The organism is Imperialibacter roseus, assembly GCF_032999765.1.
GTDB lineage: Bacteria > Bacteroidota > Bacteroidia > Cytophagales > Cyclobacteriaceae > Imperialibacter > Imperialibacter roseus.
On sequence record NZ_CP136051.1, the window covers coordinates 474,127 to 489,635 of the forward strand.

Here is a 15,509-nt window from a genome sequence, read left to right on the forward strand (position 1 = left end):
TAAGTTTTCACGCATCTTTGTAAAAAGTGTTACTCATGCGCATAGCAACCACCGTAGTATTCTTCCTGTTTGTTAGTATTTCTTCAGCACTGGCCCAAGGTCAAAGCGACCCCAGGAGTTTGTCTTATTATTTTTCGGATGTAGAAATGCACGTCGATACGATGGTGTATTCGTGGAAGAAAAATTCTCAAATCATTCAAAACAGACGCCAGCTGCCGTTTGCCTATGACGAGGAAAATGAGGTGGCTGAATTTTATTTGAGATTTAGCCAAATTGGCGATAGCAACAACCTTCGGCTGGCACCTTCAAAAGACTATGAGCTGATTGACTCTTTGTTGGTTTATCCCGGCTATGCTCGTTTCAAGGTGAGGTTTAGAGGCCTTACCGAAAGTAATTTTCTCAAATTTACTTTCGAAGTAAGCACCGATACTTCTGCCTATCAGCTGGCGGAACTTCCATTATTCCCTTATACGCAGACTTATGTGGAAATTTATCCCTCTGCTGATGAGGTGTTCATTGGCGAGGAAGTTTCGTTCGACATCACAACCAATAATGCCAGCAATATCGTTTATGACAATCGCTGGACGTCGGGGCTTCCTATTAACTATCGAATAGATAAGCAAGGCAGCCAGCTGGTGATGTCGATTGTGCCGAGGAACCTGGGCTACCAACGAGTATCTATTCCCCTGCTGGTTCGAAAGCCAATTTTAACGTCGGAGGGATTCTCTTACCATTTGCAGCCACTTGAGTATACATTTCAGGTGAAATCAGGTCGGCTCGTCTTTCTGCAAATTGACAGGCAGGAAATAACACCGCCCGATGATAATACAGTGCCTATTGAGATTCTCATTGACAATAACCGAAACCTTGAGTTGGGCAAAACCTACCGGGTGGAGAACCAGGAAGCACAGGGTGGCCCGCTCATTGCAGAGCTTTACACCAAAAGCCGACTTACTACGAACAAGATACTTTGCTTGATGCGGCTTTATGGCAATCACAGAAAGTCGGAGGGCTATTTGTACATAAAAGACGGAGACGAGGCGAAGTTTGTGACCAATGTGGACATTACGCCCAAGACTGACATTAAGACCATTTATGTCCAAAGAGAGGGCAAAGACTGGCAGGCAGGAAATGCGGTGTATCCGGGCGAAACAGTTTCCATTAAACTTGAAGGACAGGGGCTGCATAAGGGAAATTTCTTCTTCCAGGGGGCAGACAATTTATTGCTCGATTCGCTGATCCGGAATGAGAACATGGCCGTTTTCAGGATCAAAGTGCCTGAGACAACTTCGTCCACCAAGATTGAGATCTTCAATCACCGGGAAAATACAGGCAAATACCTGACTGTGACTGAATACCAGAAAGCCCGCAAGTTTGACTTTATGAAGCTCGATTTCGGCAACGAGCAAATGCAATTGGACGAAATCAACAAGCCGATTTACTATGACGGGACAATTACCGACCTGGTTTTGGCCTTCGACCGCTCTAAAATTGACAGACCGGGAGACCTTAACGGAAAGCAATACCTTAGGATTGATGTAAAGGTCAGCAACAAGCAAGGCAATCTGCTTGAAATATATAAGTTTGACCAGGTAGGCATTTGCCCTGGTGAAAATTCGTCCAGGTTCGGACACTACAGCCAAACGGACTGCCAGGCAGAGAACATCAATTTCAATAACTACTTATCCAGAAAGACTTACGATCTGGACGAGTGGTCAAAAATAGAAATTGACATTAGCCATGTGAATGAGAAGTATCCCGGGCAGCAGGTGTCCAAGAAAAGGATCATTATTTACCTCAAGAGAAATCATACATTCGATGTTGATGTATCTTTTCCCGGTGGACTTTTGATTTTGAAAGCAGGTAGTGAGGATTTTGCAAATTTTGGCGGTATTAGCTTTGCGATGATTGCCCAATTTAGTTTTTATCAGGAGGGAAGGATTGCCAAGGTGAAGCCATATAAGCTGGGAGCTGGTTTCATTGCCATTAATGCATTTAATTTCTCGGAGGCAGCGCAGGCCAATAGAGACGTGGGGCTCGTCGTAATGGGATCTCTCTATCCGATTTCCAGTACCAACAAATTGACCTTCCCCTTGTATGTTGGGTTTGGGTACTTAATGAAGGAGGGTACGTTGTTCTCCCTGGTAGGACCGGGAATCAGGGTGCAGTTTTAGCCCCTAGCCTGTTATTTGCTTCAGGTGGTGGAGCATATGGGCGTGGTAGTCTTCGATAAGAAACGCCAGCGTGTGGAGTTCAACAGCCTCCTTGCCGGTGTCACAGGTGTTCTTTAGTGCCGCAGCTGGAATATTTCTGACTGTTCGCACAAGCTGTTTATTGATAAGCAGCCAAAGCTGTTGAAGCTCGCCGATATCTGCCGACTGGTAGTTCTGACACCGCACCCATTCATCCTGATGATAGTATATCTTGTCATCAGGCTCGTGCTGGGATACAATGAACCGACGAAGGTTGTTTTGAGCGCTATCGATCAAGTGCCCGAGTATTTCTTTTTTAGACCACTTGTCGGGCGCAGGCTTTTGAGTCCATTCATTTTCACTCATGGAGGCGAAAGTGCCATAACCGACCATTACTGACTTTTCTATGTCATCTGCCTTCGCCATACAGCTTCCTTGTTTAATTGGTGCCTTCTTTTAACTTCTTTTCTATGCGCCTGTCGGGAATGAGCCACATTAAAGCCACCAAACCATAAATGCCACAGGCAATCCACTCATTGATGAAAGAACACCCGATGGCGATAATATAGAGCACGGGTGATGCCTTCCCTTTGGCGTCGCTTCCAAGTGCTTTGGCTAGCACTGAGTCCTTTCCGTTAGCTTTGATAATTTTTGTTTGCAAAATAAAGTAGGAGACAGCTGCCATAAGAAGCACAAAACCGTACAACGCAACGGGCACTGGGGCGAAATGATTTTCGCCCATCCATCCGGTAACAAAGGGTACAAGTGACAGCCAAAACAGCAAATGAAGATTCGCCCAAAGCACGCCGCCACTCACCACCCGGGCTGCATGTAACAAGTGGTGGTGATTATTCCAGTAAATACCCAGGTAGACAAAGCTTAGGATATAGCTGAGAAAAACAGGGAACAATGGCTTAAGTGAGGCAAAACTAGTCCCATGCGGTACTTTCATTTCCAGCACCATAATGGTGATGATGATCGCCAGCACCCCATCGCTGAATGCCTCAAGTCTGTTCTTGTTCATGTTTCAATGAATGTGGAAATTGCCACGAGCAAGTACCGGCAGCAGAGGCACCTACTTTACGGGCTTTAAATTTTTCAAATACCTGGTGAGTTGGCTAATCTGTCCATCTCGTTCCTCACGAAATTGTAGCCTTAGCAACTTATGAACTTTGCCCGAGCGGGTGCTTAGAAATATTTTGTAGATATAGTCCATGCTCCCCTCCTTAAATGCACTTACATCTGAAGAAAGCTCATTTTTCTCACCATAAAGGTCAAAAATGTCGTGGATGGCGACTTCGTTTCCGAGGATAATTCCTTTTTTGATATAGACAGCCTCTTCATGGATATTAAAAGTGACCATTTTGGGGAACCTCCACCTGTCGTATAAAATGGGAACGAGAAGCAAAAGCAACACCAGGAGAATAATAGTGGGGTTTACACCAAAGAAAAAAGCAAAAATGGCGATTGTCAGCGATACCTGAGATTCGAGTTGTTTGCCAGAGGACATTTTAATTGTGATGGAGCCAGTGTCGTAACTAACAACGTATTTGTTGTCGTTAAGCATTTGCACGAGGTGTTGATCCAATTTTAACATCTAATTCTTCAGTTGGCCACTAATCTGTTCTCTTAGCTCCTGAAACACTGAATGAGCCAGTTTGAGAACTAAAAATACCTCTTTTGGAGATTTAATTACATTATACGCAGAAAAAATGGAAGTATGAGGACAAACGTACTCGTTATATCCAAAATGAAGCCAGATAGGCTCGCTAATTTGCCTTGGCGGCGAGGGGTGAAAAAACGAATTTGGAAAAAATAGTAAAGTGTTTCCCATTAAAAAAATGAATATGGAAGTCTAAAATAAGACAGAAATGTAAGAATTGCTATAACGGAGTTGTGCAGGCCGCAAGGTTGTCAGCGATCGTTCATATAATTGCAGAAGTGCTTTTGGCAGAAAGTGCCTATATTCGGTCAGCGCTTAATGATCCATTTTTGAGGTCAAAAGCTAATTATTGATTAAGATGATGAACAAAACCCTAACTACATTTTGCCTGCTTTTGTGTGCTGCTTCGATGTTCGCTCAGGACTTGAAACCTTTCGAGTTAACGGACGCCTGGCTTGCTAGCGTGGATGAAATCGCTCCATCTTCTACTACAGTCTCCGTAAGGAAAAAGAAGACCCTACTTATTTTCTCCCTGCATACCGGCTTTGAGCACTGGACGATTCCACACACTGAAGCGGTGGTGAAACTGATCGCTGAGAAGAGCGGGGCGTTTAAAGTAGTAACCTCAAAAGACATAAGCGTCTTTGAAATAGACAACCTAAAGAATTACGACGCTGTTGTGCTCAATAATAACTGCTCGATAAGTGATGAACGAAATATATTCTGGGACGTCTTGAAAACAGACAGCACGCTTACCGAACAGGTGGCACGCATGAAAGCAAAACAGCTGGAAGACAACCTGCTCAGCTATGTGGATCGTGGTGGTGGGTTGGTGGTGCTGCACGGGGCCATAACGATGGAAAATAAGTCGGACAACTTTAGCCAGATGGTAGGTGGGAGCTTTGATTATCACCCGAAGCAGCAAAACATTGCCGTGAAACTGGTAGATCCCAAACACCCGATGGTTCAGGCATTTGGCGGTGAGGGGTTTGAGCACATAGACGAAGCTTATATCTTTAATAATGCCTACTCACAACTTAATTTTCATCCGCTGCTCTATATGGAAGCGGATAAAATATCCGGGCTTAAAGAGCCCATTGGCGACAATATTAAGTACATCTCGTGGATCAAGCGCTATGGCAAGGGGCACGTTTTTTATTCATCGCCATCACACAATGCCCAGGCATTTGAAAACCCAAAGCTACTGAGGTTCCTGCTGGACGGAATGCAATACGCAGTGGGTGATCTTAAATGTGACGACTCGCCGATGAAGTAATTGGACAGGACTATTTTTGGCCCCCTTTTCTCTTCAAGCTCTTTGCCATTCTCTCAAAGTAGGCTTCCATGCTTTCTCCGGGCTTCATTGGCAGATTTTTCAGACCATCTTCGACGATATCAAGCAACAACGTGTAGCGGCTAAAGTTTGCCTCCAACACACTTTTGTCATTAGTTTCCCAGTATTGTCCTTCATCTAACAAAACAAAGTCTTCCAGATATTTCTCTTTCAGGTATTTCAATAAGTGAATGATCACTTTGTGGATATGAATTCCGGCAAATTGCGTTTTTGTGGAGAGTTGGTAGAGGTACTTCTTTTCACCTTCATCTTCATCTCTCTGTTCTCCAAAGAATTTTAGCGCAACTGGGGTACTCATCCGCCCATTAGATAAAAAGGATATCCAAACTGGTTCACAGTTTGGCGGGGAGAAGGCAACCCCGTAGAGCTCACCATCGACCAACTGTCCTTCATCGGCGTGAACAGGAAACTCTTCTTTGAAAACAGACAGCTTCCATTGATGGATATTGGCGATGTCTTTTACCTCTTCTATTAAATCAGGCAAAGATGCTCTGTTTCCTATTCTTCCGCTATAGTGAATAGATAGCCCCATTGAGGTTCAATGTCAATTAAATCTATCAGCTTTCAAATGTTCAGGCTCTCAGATACGTTACTCCTTACTTCTCCACCCTTTCTATAAATTTCCCGGTAGCTTTTTCTTTTAGGATCAATTTTTTGGCTCCATAATGAGTCATCTCCTCTTTCACCAGGTAGTGGTCAGCGTCATATTCTACCAGGTGGCCGTCTTTAGTTACACCTGTCTTGCCACGCCAAATGTCGAGCTGCACAGGTTCCCATTGCTTGGTTTTGGCAGACTTGTAGCAAGCATCGAGGATGCAGTTCACCACATAGCCATCATAAAACGTTTCCTTTGCCTCCCTGCCTTCTTCTATGGCATCGAACATGTCCATGAACATGTGGTTGTAGCCTAACTCATTCATTTCATCACCTACGGGAAATAGCCAGCCGGTATTGCTTTCCGCTTTTTCGGCTACATAGTCAGCTCCCTTGCCAGTGGTGAACATTTCGAAGCCAGTGCGCAGGAAGCTGTTGATCCAAATCGTGCCTTCGGTACCCATCACTTCGTCTCTCAAGTCCATGCCGCCACGGAATGTCCAGCTGACCTCAAACTGGCCAATGGCTCCGTTTTCGTACTTCACCAGGGCTATGCCATGGTCTTCCGCATCAATAGGCTTTACTTGTGTGTCGGCCCAGCACATCACCTCCACAGGCCTGATGTCTTTGCCGATGTAGCTGCGGGCAATTTCCACACAATGACAGCCCAAATCCAGCATACAGCCGCCACCGGCCTGCTCCATGTCCCAAAACCAGTTGCTGTGCGGTCCCGGGTGGGTTTCTCTCGATTTGGCCCAAAGGATACGGCCCAGCGCACCATTCATTACACTTTCGTGGGCTTTGATGTGCTTGGGTGTGTACACGAGGTCTTCGAGGTAGCCGGCAAAAATACCCGCCTTCTCCACTGCTTCCAGCATGCGTTTGGCTTCTGCTGCGTTTCGTGCCAGGGGCTTCGTGCAGATAACTGCTTTTTTATGTTTGCAACAGAGTAACACGGCTTGCTCATGAAGGTTGTTTGGAAGCGCCACGCAGACCACCTCCACTTCGGGGTGGGCAATGGCCTCTTCCATATCGGTAGTCCAGTGTTTTACGTTGTAGTCTTTGGCAAACTGGGTGGCGGTTTCCTCCCGGCGGGCATATATGCTTACCACTTTGTCTTTGTTGCGGTAGCCTTGAATGGAGTCAGTGTAGAAGCGGCCAATAAAGCCACCACCAAGCATAGCTAATTTTCTCATCGTCGAAGTAGGTTAAATGTTCATTTCAAGATTCGATGAGGGCCTGTCAGGGGACAGGCCCTGGGTTTTTTGGGCAGGCCTTCTATTTATAAGATATTTAATAATCAGGCTGCCACTTTTACCTCCTTCTTCTCTCTGAAGAAAAGGATAAAATAGATCATCACACCAATGGCAATAAAGGCTGGGACCCACCAAATGCTTGTCCAGTCTTTCACACCATCAGTGGTGTACATGTCTACTGCATAGCCTGAGAACCAGGTGCCTATCGTCATACCCACACCATATGTAGCGAATGTGAAAAGCCCCTGGGCTGCGTTCTTGATTTTTGCTCCAGCCTTCTTTTCGGTATACATGTAGCCCGTGACGAAGAAGAAGTCGTAGCAAATGCCGTGAAGGATAATCCCTGCATAGAGCATCCACATGCCAGTGTCCACATTTCCGTAGGCAAAACACACGTAGCGGAGAATCCAGGCAGCCATGCCGAGCAATAGCATTTTCTTCACACCGATATTGTTGAACAAGAAAGGTATGGCGAGAATAAATACAGCTTCAGACACTTGCCCCAAGGTCATTTTGGAAGCGGCGTTTTCCATCCCGACATCGTTAAGGAACGGGTTGGCAAAGCCATAGTAGAATGAAAGAGGGATACATACCAAAATGGCAGCTATGAAAAAGATCAGGTAGGGTTTGTCCTTGAAGAGGACGAAAGCTTCGGTGCCTAGTGCTGCTGAGGCATCTTCACCACCCTTCGGAGGAGTGTTGGGTAGCATAAAACTAAATACGCCAAGTGCAGCAGAAACTACGGCCGCCATCACGAAGGTAGAAGGCGTTTTTTCAATCCCCAAAAAGCCAATCATCAAGCCAGCCACAATCCAGCCAAGGGTTCCGAACACTCTAATCCAGGGGAATTGCTTGCCCGGATCCGTCATTTGCCCGAAGGCAATACTGTTGGAGAGGGCGATGGTCGGCATATAAAGCAATGAGTAGGCCATGATGATCCAATAAAAAGAAGAGTTGTCAGCTACCTGCGTGGCCAGGAACAGCAATGCCGCTCCCAGCAGATGAAGCACTCCCATGATTTTTTGTGCGGCAAAAAACCTGTCGGCTACCATGCCCACAAAAAACGGTGAAATCATGGTGGCAATGGCCAGGGCACTATAGGCGGCTCCGATGTGGATGCCGGTTGACCCAAGGTGTTCTGACATATAAGTGCCCATGGTGACATACCAGGCGCCCCACACGAAGTATTCGAGGAGCATCATAATGGAAAGTGAAATACCGGTAGTTAGCTTCATTTGTAGCTGAGATGTTAGTTGTTAATAGTTAATGTTTTGATGTGTAGTTCTACTTTGTGACAACCTCTTTTTCCCAGCCTGTTTCTTTTAGTGCGGGGTCTTTTTCCTTTTTCAGGAAATCGGACTGGGAGGAAGCTCCGACGGCTGCGGCCTTCATCAGTGCATCATCGTCCACCATCGAAATTGGCTCACGCCATCCCAGAGAATCGTCGTTGTAAGCTGGGTTAGAAAGTGAGTTGTAGCAAGAAATAAGTGACCAGCGGGGCTTGTCGGATGTATTGGCTTCCGACCGGTGCAAAAGATTGGGATGGAAGAAAAGCGCATCACCTGGCTGTAGCTCTACATACATGTGCTCCAGTGTTGCCAAAGCGTGATCCACCATCACCATGTCGGCACCCACCTGTTCGCCGGTGAAGCCGTGGTTGACACGGCCCATTTTGTGTGACCCCCTGATGATCTGAAGACACCCATTGGCCTTGTTGGCCTCGGTAAGGGCGATCATTACGCTGGTGAGCTGCTCCGGATATAGAAACTGGTTTTTGTACCAATAGCCATAGTCCTGGTGCCACTCCCAGGCTCCGCCAACCTTAGGCTCTTTTTGCATGAGTTTGGAATGGAAATGGCAAACAGGGGATGGGCTATCAAGGAGCTTCTCAACGGATTTCACCATTCGCTTACTTCGCACCAATAGGCTGTAGATATCGTCGCCTGGTTTGAACCAGAGAGTTAGCCTGGTTTTCTTGCCGGTTTGGTCATTCAAATCGACAGCATTCTCTTTCATTACCTGATCGCCAGTGGCCACCTTGTAAAGCTTGTCTATTTCTTCCTTGCTGAAGAAATTTTTGATGATTATGAAGCCTTCTTGTTGATAGGAATGAACTTCTTTGTCTGACAAGACACGTGCCATGGGTGTAAGTTTTGGGTGTTCAGTAGTAGCTAATTTACAAACAAAATGATGGATTGGCGTGCCAGCCAGATAAATTCTGTTTCAATGGTTTTCTGCCAGCATAATGAGCTACAGGAAAACGCAACCGTACTGGGTTCGTTGGAAAATTTTTGTTGTCACCGCTGAGTAATTCTGCTATCTTCCAATTTCAATTATAACTCACCCACTTTTAACCATGTCGATATTCATCATCCTGCTTTGCATCCTCGTGCTTGTTCTGCTAATCACCTGGGGCAAGGTCAATCCATTTCTGGCCTTTCTTGTAGTTTCCATTGGTGCCGGGTTGGCATTGGGCATCCCCCTTGAAGATGTGGCGGGTTCTGTGCAAAAGGGTATCGGTGGTCTCCTGGGCGACCTTGTCATCGTAATTGGCCTCGGTGCCATGTTGGGTAAACTGGTGGCGGAAAGTGGTGCTGCCCAAAAAATCAGTCAGGTGCTGATGAACTCCTTTGGAGAGAAAAATATACAGTGGGCCTTGATGGCTACCGGCTTTGTGGTGGGCATTCCACTGTTTTATAATGTAGGGTTTGTGCTGCTGGTGCCTCTTATTTTTTCGGTGACTTACCAGTACAAGCTGCCTGCCGTGTATATCGGAATTCCCATGCTTGCAGCGTTATCTGTGACTCATGGGTTTTTGCCACCCCATCCATCACCCGCTGCGCTGGTTGGTCAGCTGAATGCCGACATGGGGCTGACGCTTTTGTATGGCTTCATTGTGGCAGTGCCAACCATCATTGTTGCCGGACCAATATTTGCCCGTACGCTGAAGGGAATTGACTCCAAGCCGCTGGCTACTTTTCAGGCCAAGCCATTGCCTGACGATCAGCTTCCAAGTGGGTTCACCAGCTTTTTCTCTGCACTGCTGCCGGTAGTTTTGCTGGCAAGTGCGGCACTTTTGAATAGATTTGGCGACTTTTCTGGAGGAACAGCTAAGATGGTTTCTTTCTTTTCTGACGCCACCATTGTGATGATTATTTCGCTGGCCGTTGCCACCTATTCCATTGGACTTGCTTGCAAAAAGAAGATGAGCGAGGTGATGGGCTACTACACAGAGGCCATTAAAGACGTTGCTCCCATTCTGTTGATTGTAGGAGGAGCCGGTGCTTTGAAACAAGTATTTAGCGATAGCGGAGTAAGTGTTGAGATAGGGGCTTTACTGCAAAACATGGACATTCATCCCCTGATCCTGGGCTGGATGATAGCCGCTTTTATAAGGGTTTGTATCGGGTCGGCTACGGTGGCTGGATTAACCTCTGCCGGTATTCTGGCTCCAATTATGCCGCAGCTCGGAGTGGACCCTAACCTCATGGTGCTGGCTGTCGGCGCTGGTAGCCTGATGTTTTCACACGTCAACGACTCTGGCTTCTGGATGTACAAAGAATATTTCAACGTGAGCATCAAAGACACCATTCTTTCATGGTCGCTGATGGAAACTGTTGTTTCTGTGGTGGGTATGGCTGTGGTGTTACTGATCGACTTGTTTATATGATTCCCATTCAGCGTAGAACTGAGGATTTTGAAACTAACAATTGAAAATTGGATATCGAATGACTGCTGACGAAAGATTTGCCCAGCTGGGCCTTGAATTGCCTCCGCCTCCGGCCCCCAAAGGGGTGTACAAGCCCTTCCTTATTGATGGCCGGCACTTGTATGTATCTGGTCACGGGCCTGTAAAAACAGACGGCTCCCTGATCTTTGGCAAGGTAGGAGGTGAGTTGGATATTGAGCAGGGCAAGTTGGCTGCTCAGCAGGTGGGTTTGACGATCCTTTCGACCATCAAGACCAACCTTGGCAGTCTTGAGAAAGTAAAACGGGTGATTAAAGTGCTGGGTATGGTAAACGGAGTGCCCGCTTTTGACCGCCACCCTTATGTAATCAATGGTTGCAGTGAACTGTTTGCAAAGGTGTGGGGGGAGGAAAATGGTATTGGCGTGAGGAGCGCAGTGGGGATGGGTATGCTGCCCGAGAACATCCCCGTGGAAATTGAGGCACTTTTTGAATTGAAATAATTGAATAAGCTATGGGAAGTGAATGGTATACAATTGACAATATAGATGAGCTTGATTCACCAGCGATGGTAGTGTACCCGGAAAGAGTGCGTGACAACATCAAGGGGGTGAAGGGAATGATTGATGATGTGGACAGGCTCCGACCTCATGTAAAGACCAATAAGGCGAAGGAGGTGTGCAAAATGCTTATGGATGAAGGCATCAAGAAGTTCAAATGCGCCACCATAGCCGAGGCAGAAATGCTGGGGATGATCAGGGCGCAGGATGTGGTGCTTGCTTACCAGCCCACAGGACCTAAGCTGACACGGTTCCTGCAATTGATTAGAAAATATCCTACAACGACCTACTCCTGCCTTTACGATAACGCCCAATCGGCTCAGGACATATCTATTGCCTTTGCCGATCAGGGGCTTCGCATCAACGCCTATATGGACGTAAACAACGGCAACGACAGATCGGGTATTATACCAGGCCCGGAAGCCGTCGCCCTTTACGAAAAAGTAGCCACCATGAAGGGCATCGTTCCGGTGGGCTTGCATGTATATGACGGTCAGCATCGGCAGGTTGATATTGGGGAAAGGACCAAAGCTTGCAACGCAGCTTTTGAGGCGGTAGAGAAACTTAAGATTGATATTCAGCAGCTTGGTTTTCCTGAGCCTGTTGTTCTGGCAGGTGGCTCCCCAACATTTCCTGTTCATGCGCAGCGGAAGGATGTAATATGCTGCCCTGGTACTTTTGTTTATTGGGACAAGGGCTATAGCGATATTTGTGCAGAGCAGCCGTTTTTGCCTGCTGCGTTGGTCGTTTCCCGGGTCATTTCCTTGCCCACAAAAACCAGGATATGTACAGACCTTGGGCACAAATCCATTGCCTCAGAGAACGTTCTCACTAACCGGGTCCACTTTCTCAATGCCCCTGAGCTGAAGCCTGTTGGTCAAAGTGAGGAGCACCTTGTGCTGGAAGCGGGAGAAGGGCATGGTTACAGGGTAGGGGATGTATTGTACGGGCTGCCGTTTCACATCTGCCCCACCGTAGCGCTTTATGAAAGAGTTAATACAGTACAAAAAGGGCGAGTGAATGGCGAATGGAAGGTGATAGCCAGGGACAGGAAGATTGAGGTGTGAGTTATTTGTGAGCCTTCTCAACGGTATGCAGCGACCAGGCTTAATTCTTTAACTCCGCTAACCTCAGTTTTACTTCTTCGTTGGATGGGCTCAACTCAAGGACTCTTTTGTATTGGGTAATTGCCTTTTCTGTATCACCAGCCTGCCGGTATCCTTCAGCCAGGCTTAAATAAGGGATGTGTGAATTAGGATAACTCTCTGCGCTCAGTTCCAGTATTTTGATGGCATCAGCTATTCTTTCTTCCTCTTCCAATAAATACATGCCGACCTGATTCAATAATTTCCCTGGCGGAGAAAGCTGGCCTCCCATTCTCTCCGATAGGGCCTCGTAGTGTTGCCTGATCGACTCACCTGTCGAGGCTTTTATTTGATTAAGAGGATACTTGTAGCCTTCAAAAACGAACTGAATGCCATCATACAAAGTAATTAGCGGAATGGAATAGTGGTCTTCATGCTCGTAGAAGTGGGTTTGGTACCTAAGGTCAGCTATTTGTAATGTGTCCAGTGTTCTGGTAAAAGCCTGCACGGCTCTTCCCAGCCTTCCAGCTTCGATGCCCTCGTTGAAGGGATTGTTGGCCTGGCCAAAGTAGATGGAGGAGGTAAAGGTTTCTTTCTTGGCTAAAAGCTCCTTAGCCCTTTTTATCAACACCTGATCGTCCCACCACAGACTTGGGTCAATAGCGACAAACCCTTTAAATGAATCGCTCTCAAGGAAAGTATCCACAGCAAACAGGCCGGAATACGAATGTCCGACAAGTATCCGGCAGTTGGTTGTCCGGTAGGTGATGTCAACCGCAGGCAGGAATTCTTCTTCGATGAATCGTCGGAATTCGACTGCGCCAGATGCGACTGCTTCGTTAGCGTAATTGGGTAGCATATCCCTACTTCGGTCGGTGTTTGGAATGCCGATCACGATCATCTCCGGAATTTGCTCTGTACCGCCCGAACTCATGGTTTGTACCATGCTGGCAGTTAATTGAAACAGCCGCTCTCCATCCAACACAATCATGACCGGGTAGCTTTTATCTATGTAAAAGTCGTCGCCCTGGTAGGACGCAGGCAGGCTGACCATATACTGTCTGGATTCACCGAGGATCTTCGAATCAATTGAGTAAGCTCTCCCAATGACAATATCTGTTGCAGGTTGGCCATTTAAATTAAAGAGGCTGCACGAAAGGAAGAGAAGGGTCAGAGCTTTTCGCATCACAGAAACAGGATAGGTTCCTTTAGCTATACGTAAGCACATGCTGCAAGGGTTATGCTTGTGGCAAAGTGAAGCTGCAACTTCTAACTATTTTAATGTCACGATTTTCGGAGAGTTCATCAGTTCAGCTCCGTTCAAATTTCCAGTGACGTTGTAGAAGCCGGCGTCACTCCAAAAGACAAACCCAGCCAGCTCAGGGAAGGCGTTTTCCAATTTGTCGAGCACATCGAGGCATTCTCTCGGTGGATCTTTCTCGCCTCTGATGCCTAGTTCTGCCCACCAAATTATTTTATTGTGATTTTTTTTCTTTTCAACCGCCCAGTCGTACTCGGTAAACACTAAGCCGGTTCCATAAGCTGATTTTCCAATGACATCTACATAGGCATCGCCGGGGTAGTAGTCAATCAGGGCACCTTGTCTCTGTGTGGTATGGTAAGCCCAAATGATGTTTTTCAGCTTCTTGGTTTTGGTGAAGTAGTCGTGAACCAGTTGGTAGAGCTTAATGGCCTGTTCAGCTCCTTCCTTGGCGTGCCACTTATTTTTATCGTCACTTTCTACGAAAGGCGTGTAGACAACCGGGATTTTGTGATCTTCCAGCCACTGGAGGTTGGCTGCCATGCGATCCATTTGTTTGTAAAAGTTTGTTTTAGTCGGATTGTCACTGTCAGCGAAAATAGGGTCGATGTCAAGTGGGTCGTTCCATTTGCCCCCGGCAGGATTGGCATACCAGCTATAAATGCCCAAAATCATTCCCTTGTCCCACATTTTCCTGGCTGCGTTGTTCCATTCTTCATCGGTAAATGGATTGTCGTCAAAGTCGTAGGTGATGCAGCCGTACCGTGGCATTTTTCCTGTGTGGTCGTACACCTTTTTTACCCAGTTGCTTTCATCGTCTATGTCAGGATTTTCATTGTGTACCCATGTGCCGACTTGTCCGAACAGGTAGGTGCCGTTACCAAGTCCTTTCAAGTATTTAAGTACTTTTTTTGCTGGGCGGGCATTGGCCTGAAAGGCAAAGGCAAGAATAAAAAGTATGGAAGCAGAGAGCTTTAGTGACTTCATGGGACCGGAATTTTAGCAATGGTTTTATGTTGCTGACTTCATCGAAAACAAGATATAAAAATGCGCAAAGTTTGCCGAGCTTCTTTCCTCTAATGGAGTGCACGCATTTTGCAGCAACTCAATTTGTGGCTTTGGTGCTGGGTGGCTTCTACTTAAAGATGGAGGCAATCGGTAACCTCTGCGCTTTGGCTTCTTCCACAAACAGCCCTGCTACGATACCGGCTCCTGCCACATTCAGATGAGTGGAGTCCTGCTTGCTGTCGGTGAAGAGAAAGATGTCTTTCGATTTTTCTGGCCCCATGCCTGACACCAGCTTGCGTGTCAACGCTTCCATGTTCACGTAAGCTGTGTTGGTTTCCCTGGCGATTTGCGCTGCCCCTGTGATGTAGTCATCGTGCGTGTCTTTGAGGTTGCCTTCTGCATCAAAATGGCGCCTGACAATAGAGGAGCAAACGATGGGAATGGCCCCTTTTTTTCCGGCTTCATCAATGAACTTTTGGATGTTTTGTTTGAAGCTGCCAAACGGATCGGTGTGTCGGGCTGAATCGGTTTTCTCATCGTTGTGGCCAAATTGAATAATGACGTAATCTCCTTTTTGCAGGCTGTCGTACACCGCCTGCCAGCGGCCCTCATTGATGAAGCTTAGGCTGCTTCGGCCGTTGACGGCGTGGTTGTGGACTTTGGCTTTGTTAGTGACGTAGTCAGCCAGCCCTTCTCCCCAGCCAAGCTCAGGATAGGCTTTGGCGGATTTTGGTGCCATAGTAGAGTCGCCTATCAGCCAGATATTTACTTTTTCGACCCTTTTCGATGAGAAAAGTGTGCAGCAGACAAACAAGACACTAACGATAATCTTAATCCTTGTCATTTATA

At 46.8% G+C, this 15,509-nt stretch carries 15 protein-coding genes; 5 read left to right on the plus strand and 10 right to left on the minus strand.

Annotated features, from left to right (window positions below):
• Nucleotides 1-35 precede the first annotated feature (35 nt).
• Nucleotides 36-2,174 carry a hypothetical protein gene (locus tag RT717_RS02035; protein ID WP_317490078.1) on the plus strand — a complete coding sequence of 713 codons (2,139 nt, stop codon included), beginning with the start codon at nucleotides 36-38 and terminating at the stop codon, nucleotides 2,172-2,174.
• 3 nt (nucleotides 2,175-2,177) lie between these two features.
• Here the strand turns inward: RT717_RS02035 and RT717_RS02040 are convergent, their stop codons facing one another.
• From RT717_RS02040 to RT717_RS02050, 3 genes are read right to left on the minus strand one after another with little or no spacing between them, the layout of a single operon-like run.
• A complete protein-coding gene (locus tag RT717_RS02040; RefSeq protein ID WP_317490079.1) occupies nucleotides 2,178-2,618 on the minus strand; it encodes a DinB family protein in 441 nt (146 codons plus the stop codon).
• 13 nt (nucleotides 2,619-2,631) lie between these two features.
• Entirely contained in the window at nucleotides 2,632-3,216 is a 585-nt protein-coding gene (locus RT717_RS02045; protein ID WP_317490080.1) for a TMEM175 family protein, read from the minus strand.
• A 51-nt stretch (nucleotides 3,217-3,267) separates the two neighbouring features.
• Nucleotides 3,268-3,789: a hypothetical protein gene (locus RT717_RS02050; protein ID WP_317490081.1), complete on the minus strand. Its 522-nt coding sequence runs from the start codon at nucleotides 3,787-3,789 to the stop codon at nucleotides 3,268-3,270.
• 424 nt (nucleotides 3,790-4,213) lie between these two features.
• On the opposite strand from RT717_RS02050, the gene RT717_RS02055 reads away from it, so the two are divergent.
• Nucleotides 4,214-5,131, plus strand: coding sequence for a ThuA domain-containing protein (locus tag RT717_RS02055; protein ID WP_317490082.1), 918 nt, complete (start codon nucleotides 4,214-4,216; stop codon nucleotides 5,129-5,131).
• 10 nt (nucleotides 5,132-5,141) lie between these two features.
• Here RT717_RS02055 and RT717_RS02060 read toward each other — a convergent pair whose 3' ends face one another.
• From RT717_RS02060 to RT717_RS02075, 4 genes are all read right to left on the minus strand, one after another.
• Nucleotides 5,142-5,741: a hypothetical protein gene (locus RT717_RS02060; RefSeq protein WP_317490083.1), complete on the minus strand. Its 600-nt coding sequence runs from the start codon at nucleotides 5,739-5,741 to the stop codon at nucleotides 5,142-5,144.
• Nucleotides 5,742-5,805: 64 nt separating this feature from the next.
• Entirely contained in the window at nucleotides 5,806-6,999 is a 1,194-nt protein-coding gene (locus RT717_RS02065; RefSeq protein WP_317490084.1) for a Gfo/Idh/MocA family protein, read from the minus strand.
• A 104-nt stretch (nucleotides 7,000-7,103) separates the two neighbouring features.
• Nucleotides 7,104-8,294 carry a nucleoside permease gene (locus tag RT717_RS02070; RefSeq protein ID WP_317490085.1) on the minus strand — a complete coding sequence of 397 codons (1,191 nt, stop codon included), beginning with the start codon at nucleotides 8,292-8,294 and terminating at the stop codon, nucleotides 7,104-7,106.
• A 49-nt stretch (nucleotides 8,295-8,343) separates the two neighbouring features.
• Nucleotides 8,344-9,201, minus strand: coding sequence for a phytanoyl-CoA dioxygenase family protein (locus RT717_RS02075; RefSeq protein ID WP_317490086.1), 858 nt, complete (start codon nucleotides 9,199-9,201; stop codon nucleotides 8,344-8,346).
• A 214-nt stretch (nucleotides 9,202-9,415) separates the two neighbouring features.
• On the opposite strand from RT717_RS02075, the gene RT717_RS02080 reads away from it, so the two are divergent.
• The 3 genes from RT717_RS02080 to RT717_RS02090 are packed head-to-tail and all read left to right on the plus strand — an operon-like array spanning nucleotide 9,416 to nucleotide 12,373.
• Entirely contained in the window at nucleotides 9,416-10,729 is a 1,314-nt protein-coding gene (locus tag RT717_RS02080) for a gluconate:H+ symporter (RefSeq protein WP_317490087.1), read from the plus strand.
• Between the two features lie 58 nt (nucleotides 10,730-10,787).
• On the plus strand, nucleotides 10,788-11,249 hold the full coding sequence (locus tag RT717_RS02085) for a RidA family protein (RefSeq protein ID WP_317490088.1): 462 nt from the start codon (nucleotides 10,788-10,790) through the stop codon (nucleotides 11,247-11,249).
• 11 nt (nucleotides 11,250-11,260) lie between these two features.
• Nucleotides 11,261-12,373 carry a D-TA family PLP-dependent enzyme gene (locus tag RT717_RS02090; RefSeq protein WP_317490089.1) on the plus strand — a complete coding sequence of 371 codons (1,113 nt, stop codon included), beginning with the start codon at nucleotides 11,261-11,263 and terminating at the stop codon, nucleotides 12,371-12,373.
• A 40-nt stretch (nucleotides 12,374-12,413) separates the two neighbouring features.
• On the opposite strand, the gene RT717_RS02095 is transcribed toward RT717_RS02090, so the two are convergent.
• The 3 genes from RT717_RS02095 to RT717_RS02105 all read right to left on the minus strand — a co-directional run bounded on the left by RT717_RS02095 (nucleotide 12,414) and on the right by RT717_RS02105 (nucleotide 15,504).
• Nucleotides 12,414-13,619 carry an alpha/beta hydrolase-fold protein gene (locus RT717_RS02095; protein WP_317490090.1) on the minus strand — a complete coding sequence of 402 codons (1,206 nt, stop codon included), beginning with the start codon at nucleotides 13,617-13,619 and terminating at the stop codon, nucleotides 12,414-12,416.
• 45 nt (nucleotides 13,620-13,664) lie between these two features.
• Nucleotides 13,665-14,639, minus strand: a complete 975-nt coding sequence (locus RT717_RS02100) for a glycoside hydrolase family 26 protein (RefSeq protein WP_317490091.1) — start codon at nucleotides 14,637-14,639, stop codon at nucleotides 13,665-13,667.
• Between the two features lie 148 nt (nucleotides 14,640-14,787).
• Entirely contained in the window at nucleotides 14,788-15,504 is a 717-nt protein-coding gene (locus tag RT717_RS02105) for a rhamnogalacturonan acetylesterase (RefSeq protein WP_317490092.1), read from the minus strand.
• Nucleotides 15,505-15,509 lie beyond the last annotated feature (5 nt).

Bases quoted from the DNA above. Each gene is read 5' to 3' on its own strand.
- RT717_RS02040 (WP_317490079.1), bottom strand. From the start codon at position 2,618: ATGGCGAAGGCAGATGACATAGAAAAGTCAGTAATGGTCGGTTATGGC.
- RT717_RS02035 (WP_317490078.1), top strand. From the start codon at position 36: ATGCGCATAGCAACCACCGTAGTATTCTTCCTGTTTGTTAGTATTTCT.
- RT717_RS02045 (WP_317490080.1), bottom strand. From the start codon at position 3,216: ATGAACAAGAACAGACTTGAGGCATTCAGCGATGGGGTGCTGGCGATC.
- RT717_RS02090 (WP_317490089.1), top strand. From the start codon at position 11,261: ATGGGAAGTGAATGGTATACAATTGACAATATAGATGAGCTTGATTCA.
- RT717_RS02060 (WP_317490083.1), bottom strand. From the start codon at position 5,741: ATGGGGCTATCTATTCACTATAGCGGAAGAATAGGAAACAGAGCATCT.
- RT717_RS02100 (WP_317490091.1), bottom strand. From the start codon at position 14,639: ATGAAGTCACTAAAGCTCTCTGCTTCCATACTTTTTATTCTTGCCTTT.
- RT717_RS02095 (WP_317490090.1), bottom strand. From the start codon at position 13,619: ATGTGCTTACGTATAGCTAAAGGAACCTATCCTGTTTCTGTGATGCGA.
- RT717_RS02075 (WP_317490086.1), bottom strand. From the start codon at position 9,201: ATGGCACGTGTCTTGTCAGACAAAGAAGTTCATTCCTATCAACAAGAA.
- RT717_RS02105 (WP_317490092.1), bottom strand. From the start codon at position 15,504: ATGACAAGGATTAAGATTATCGTTAGTGTCTTGTTTGTCTGCTGCACA.
- RT717_RS02085 (WP_317490088.1), top strand. From the start codon at position 10,788: ATGACTGCTGACGAAAGATTTGCCCAGCTGGGCCTTGAATTGCCTCCG.
- RT717_RS02065 (WP_317490084.1), bottom strand. From the start codon at position 6,999: ATGAGAAAATTAGCTATGCTTGGTGGTGGCTTTATTGGCCGCTTCTAC.
- RT717_RS02080 (WP_317490087.1), top strand. From the start codon at position 9,416: ATGTCGATATTCATCATCCTGCTTTGCATCCTCGTGCTTGTTCTGCTA.
- RT717_RS02055 (WP_317490082.1), top strand. From the start codon at position 4,214: ATGATGAACAAAACCCTAACTACATTTTGCCTGCTTTTGTGTGCTGCT.
- RT717_RS02050 (WP_317490081.1), bottom strand. From the start codon at position 3,789: ATGTTAAAATTGGATCAACACCTCGTGCAAATGCTTAACGACAACAAA.
- RT717_RS02070 (WP_317490085.1), bottom strand. From the start codon at position 8,294: ATGAAGCTAACTACCGGTATTTCACTTTCCATTATGATGCTCCTCGAA.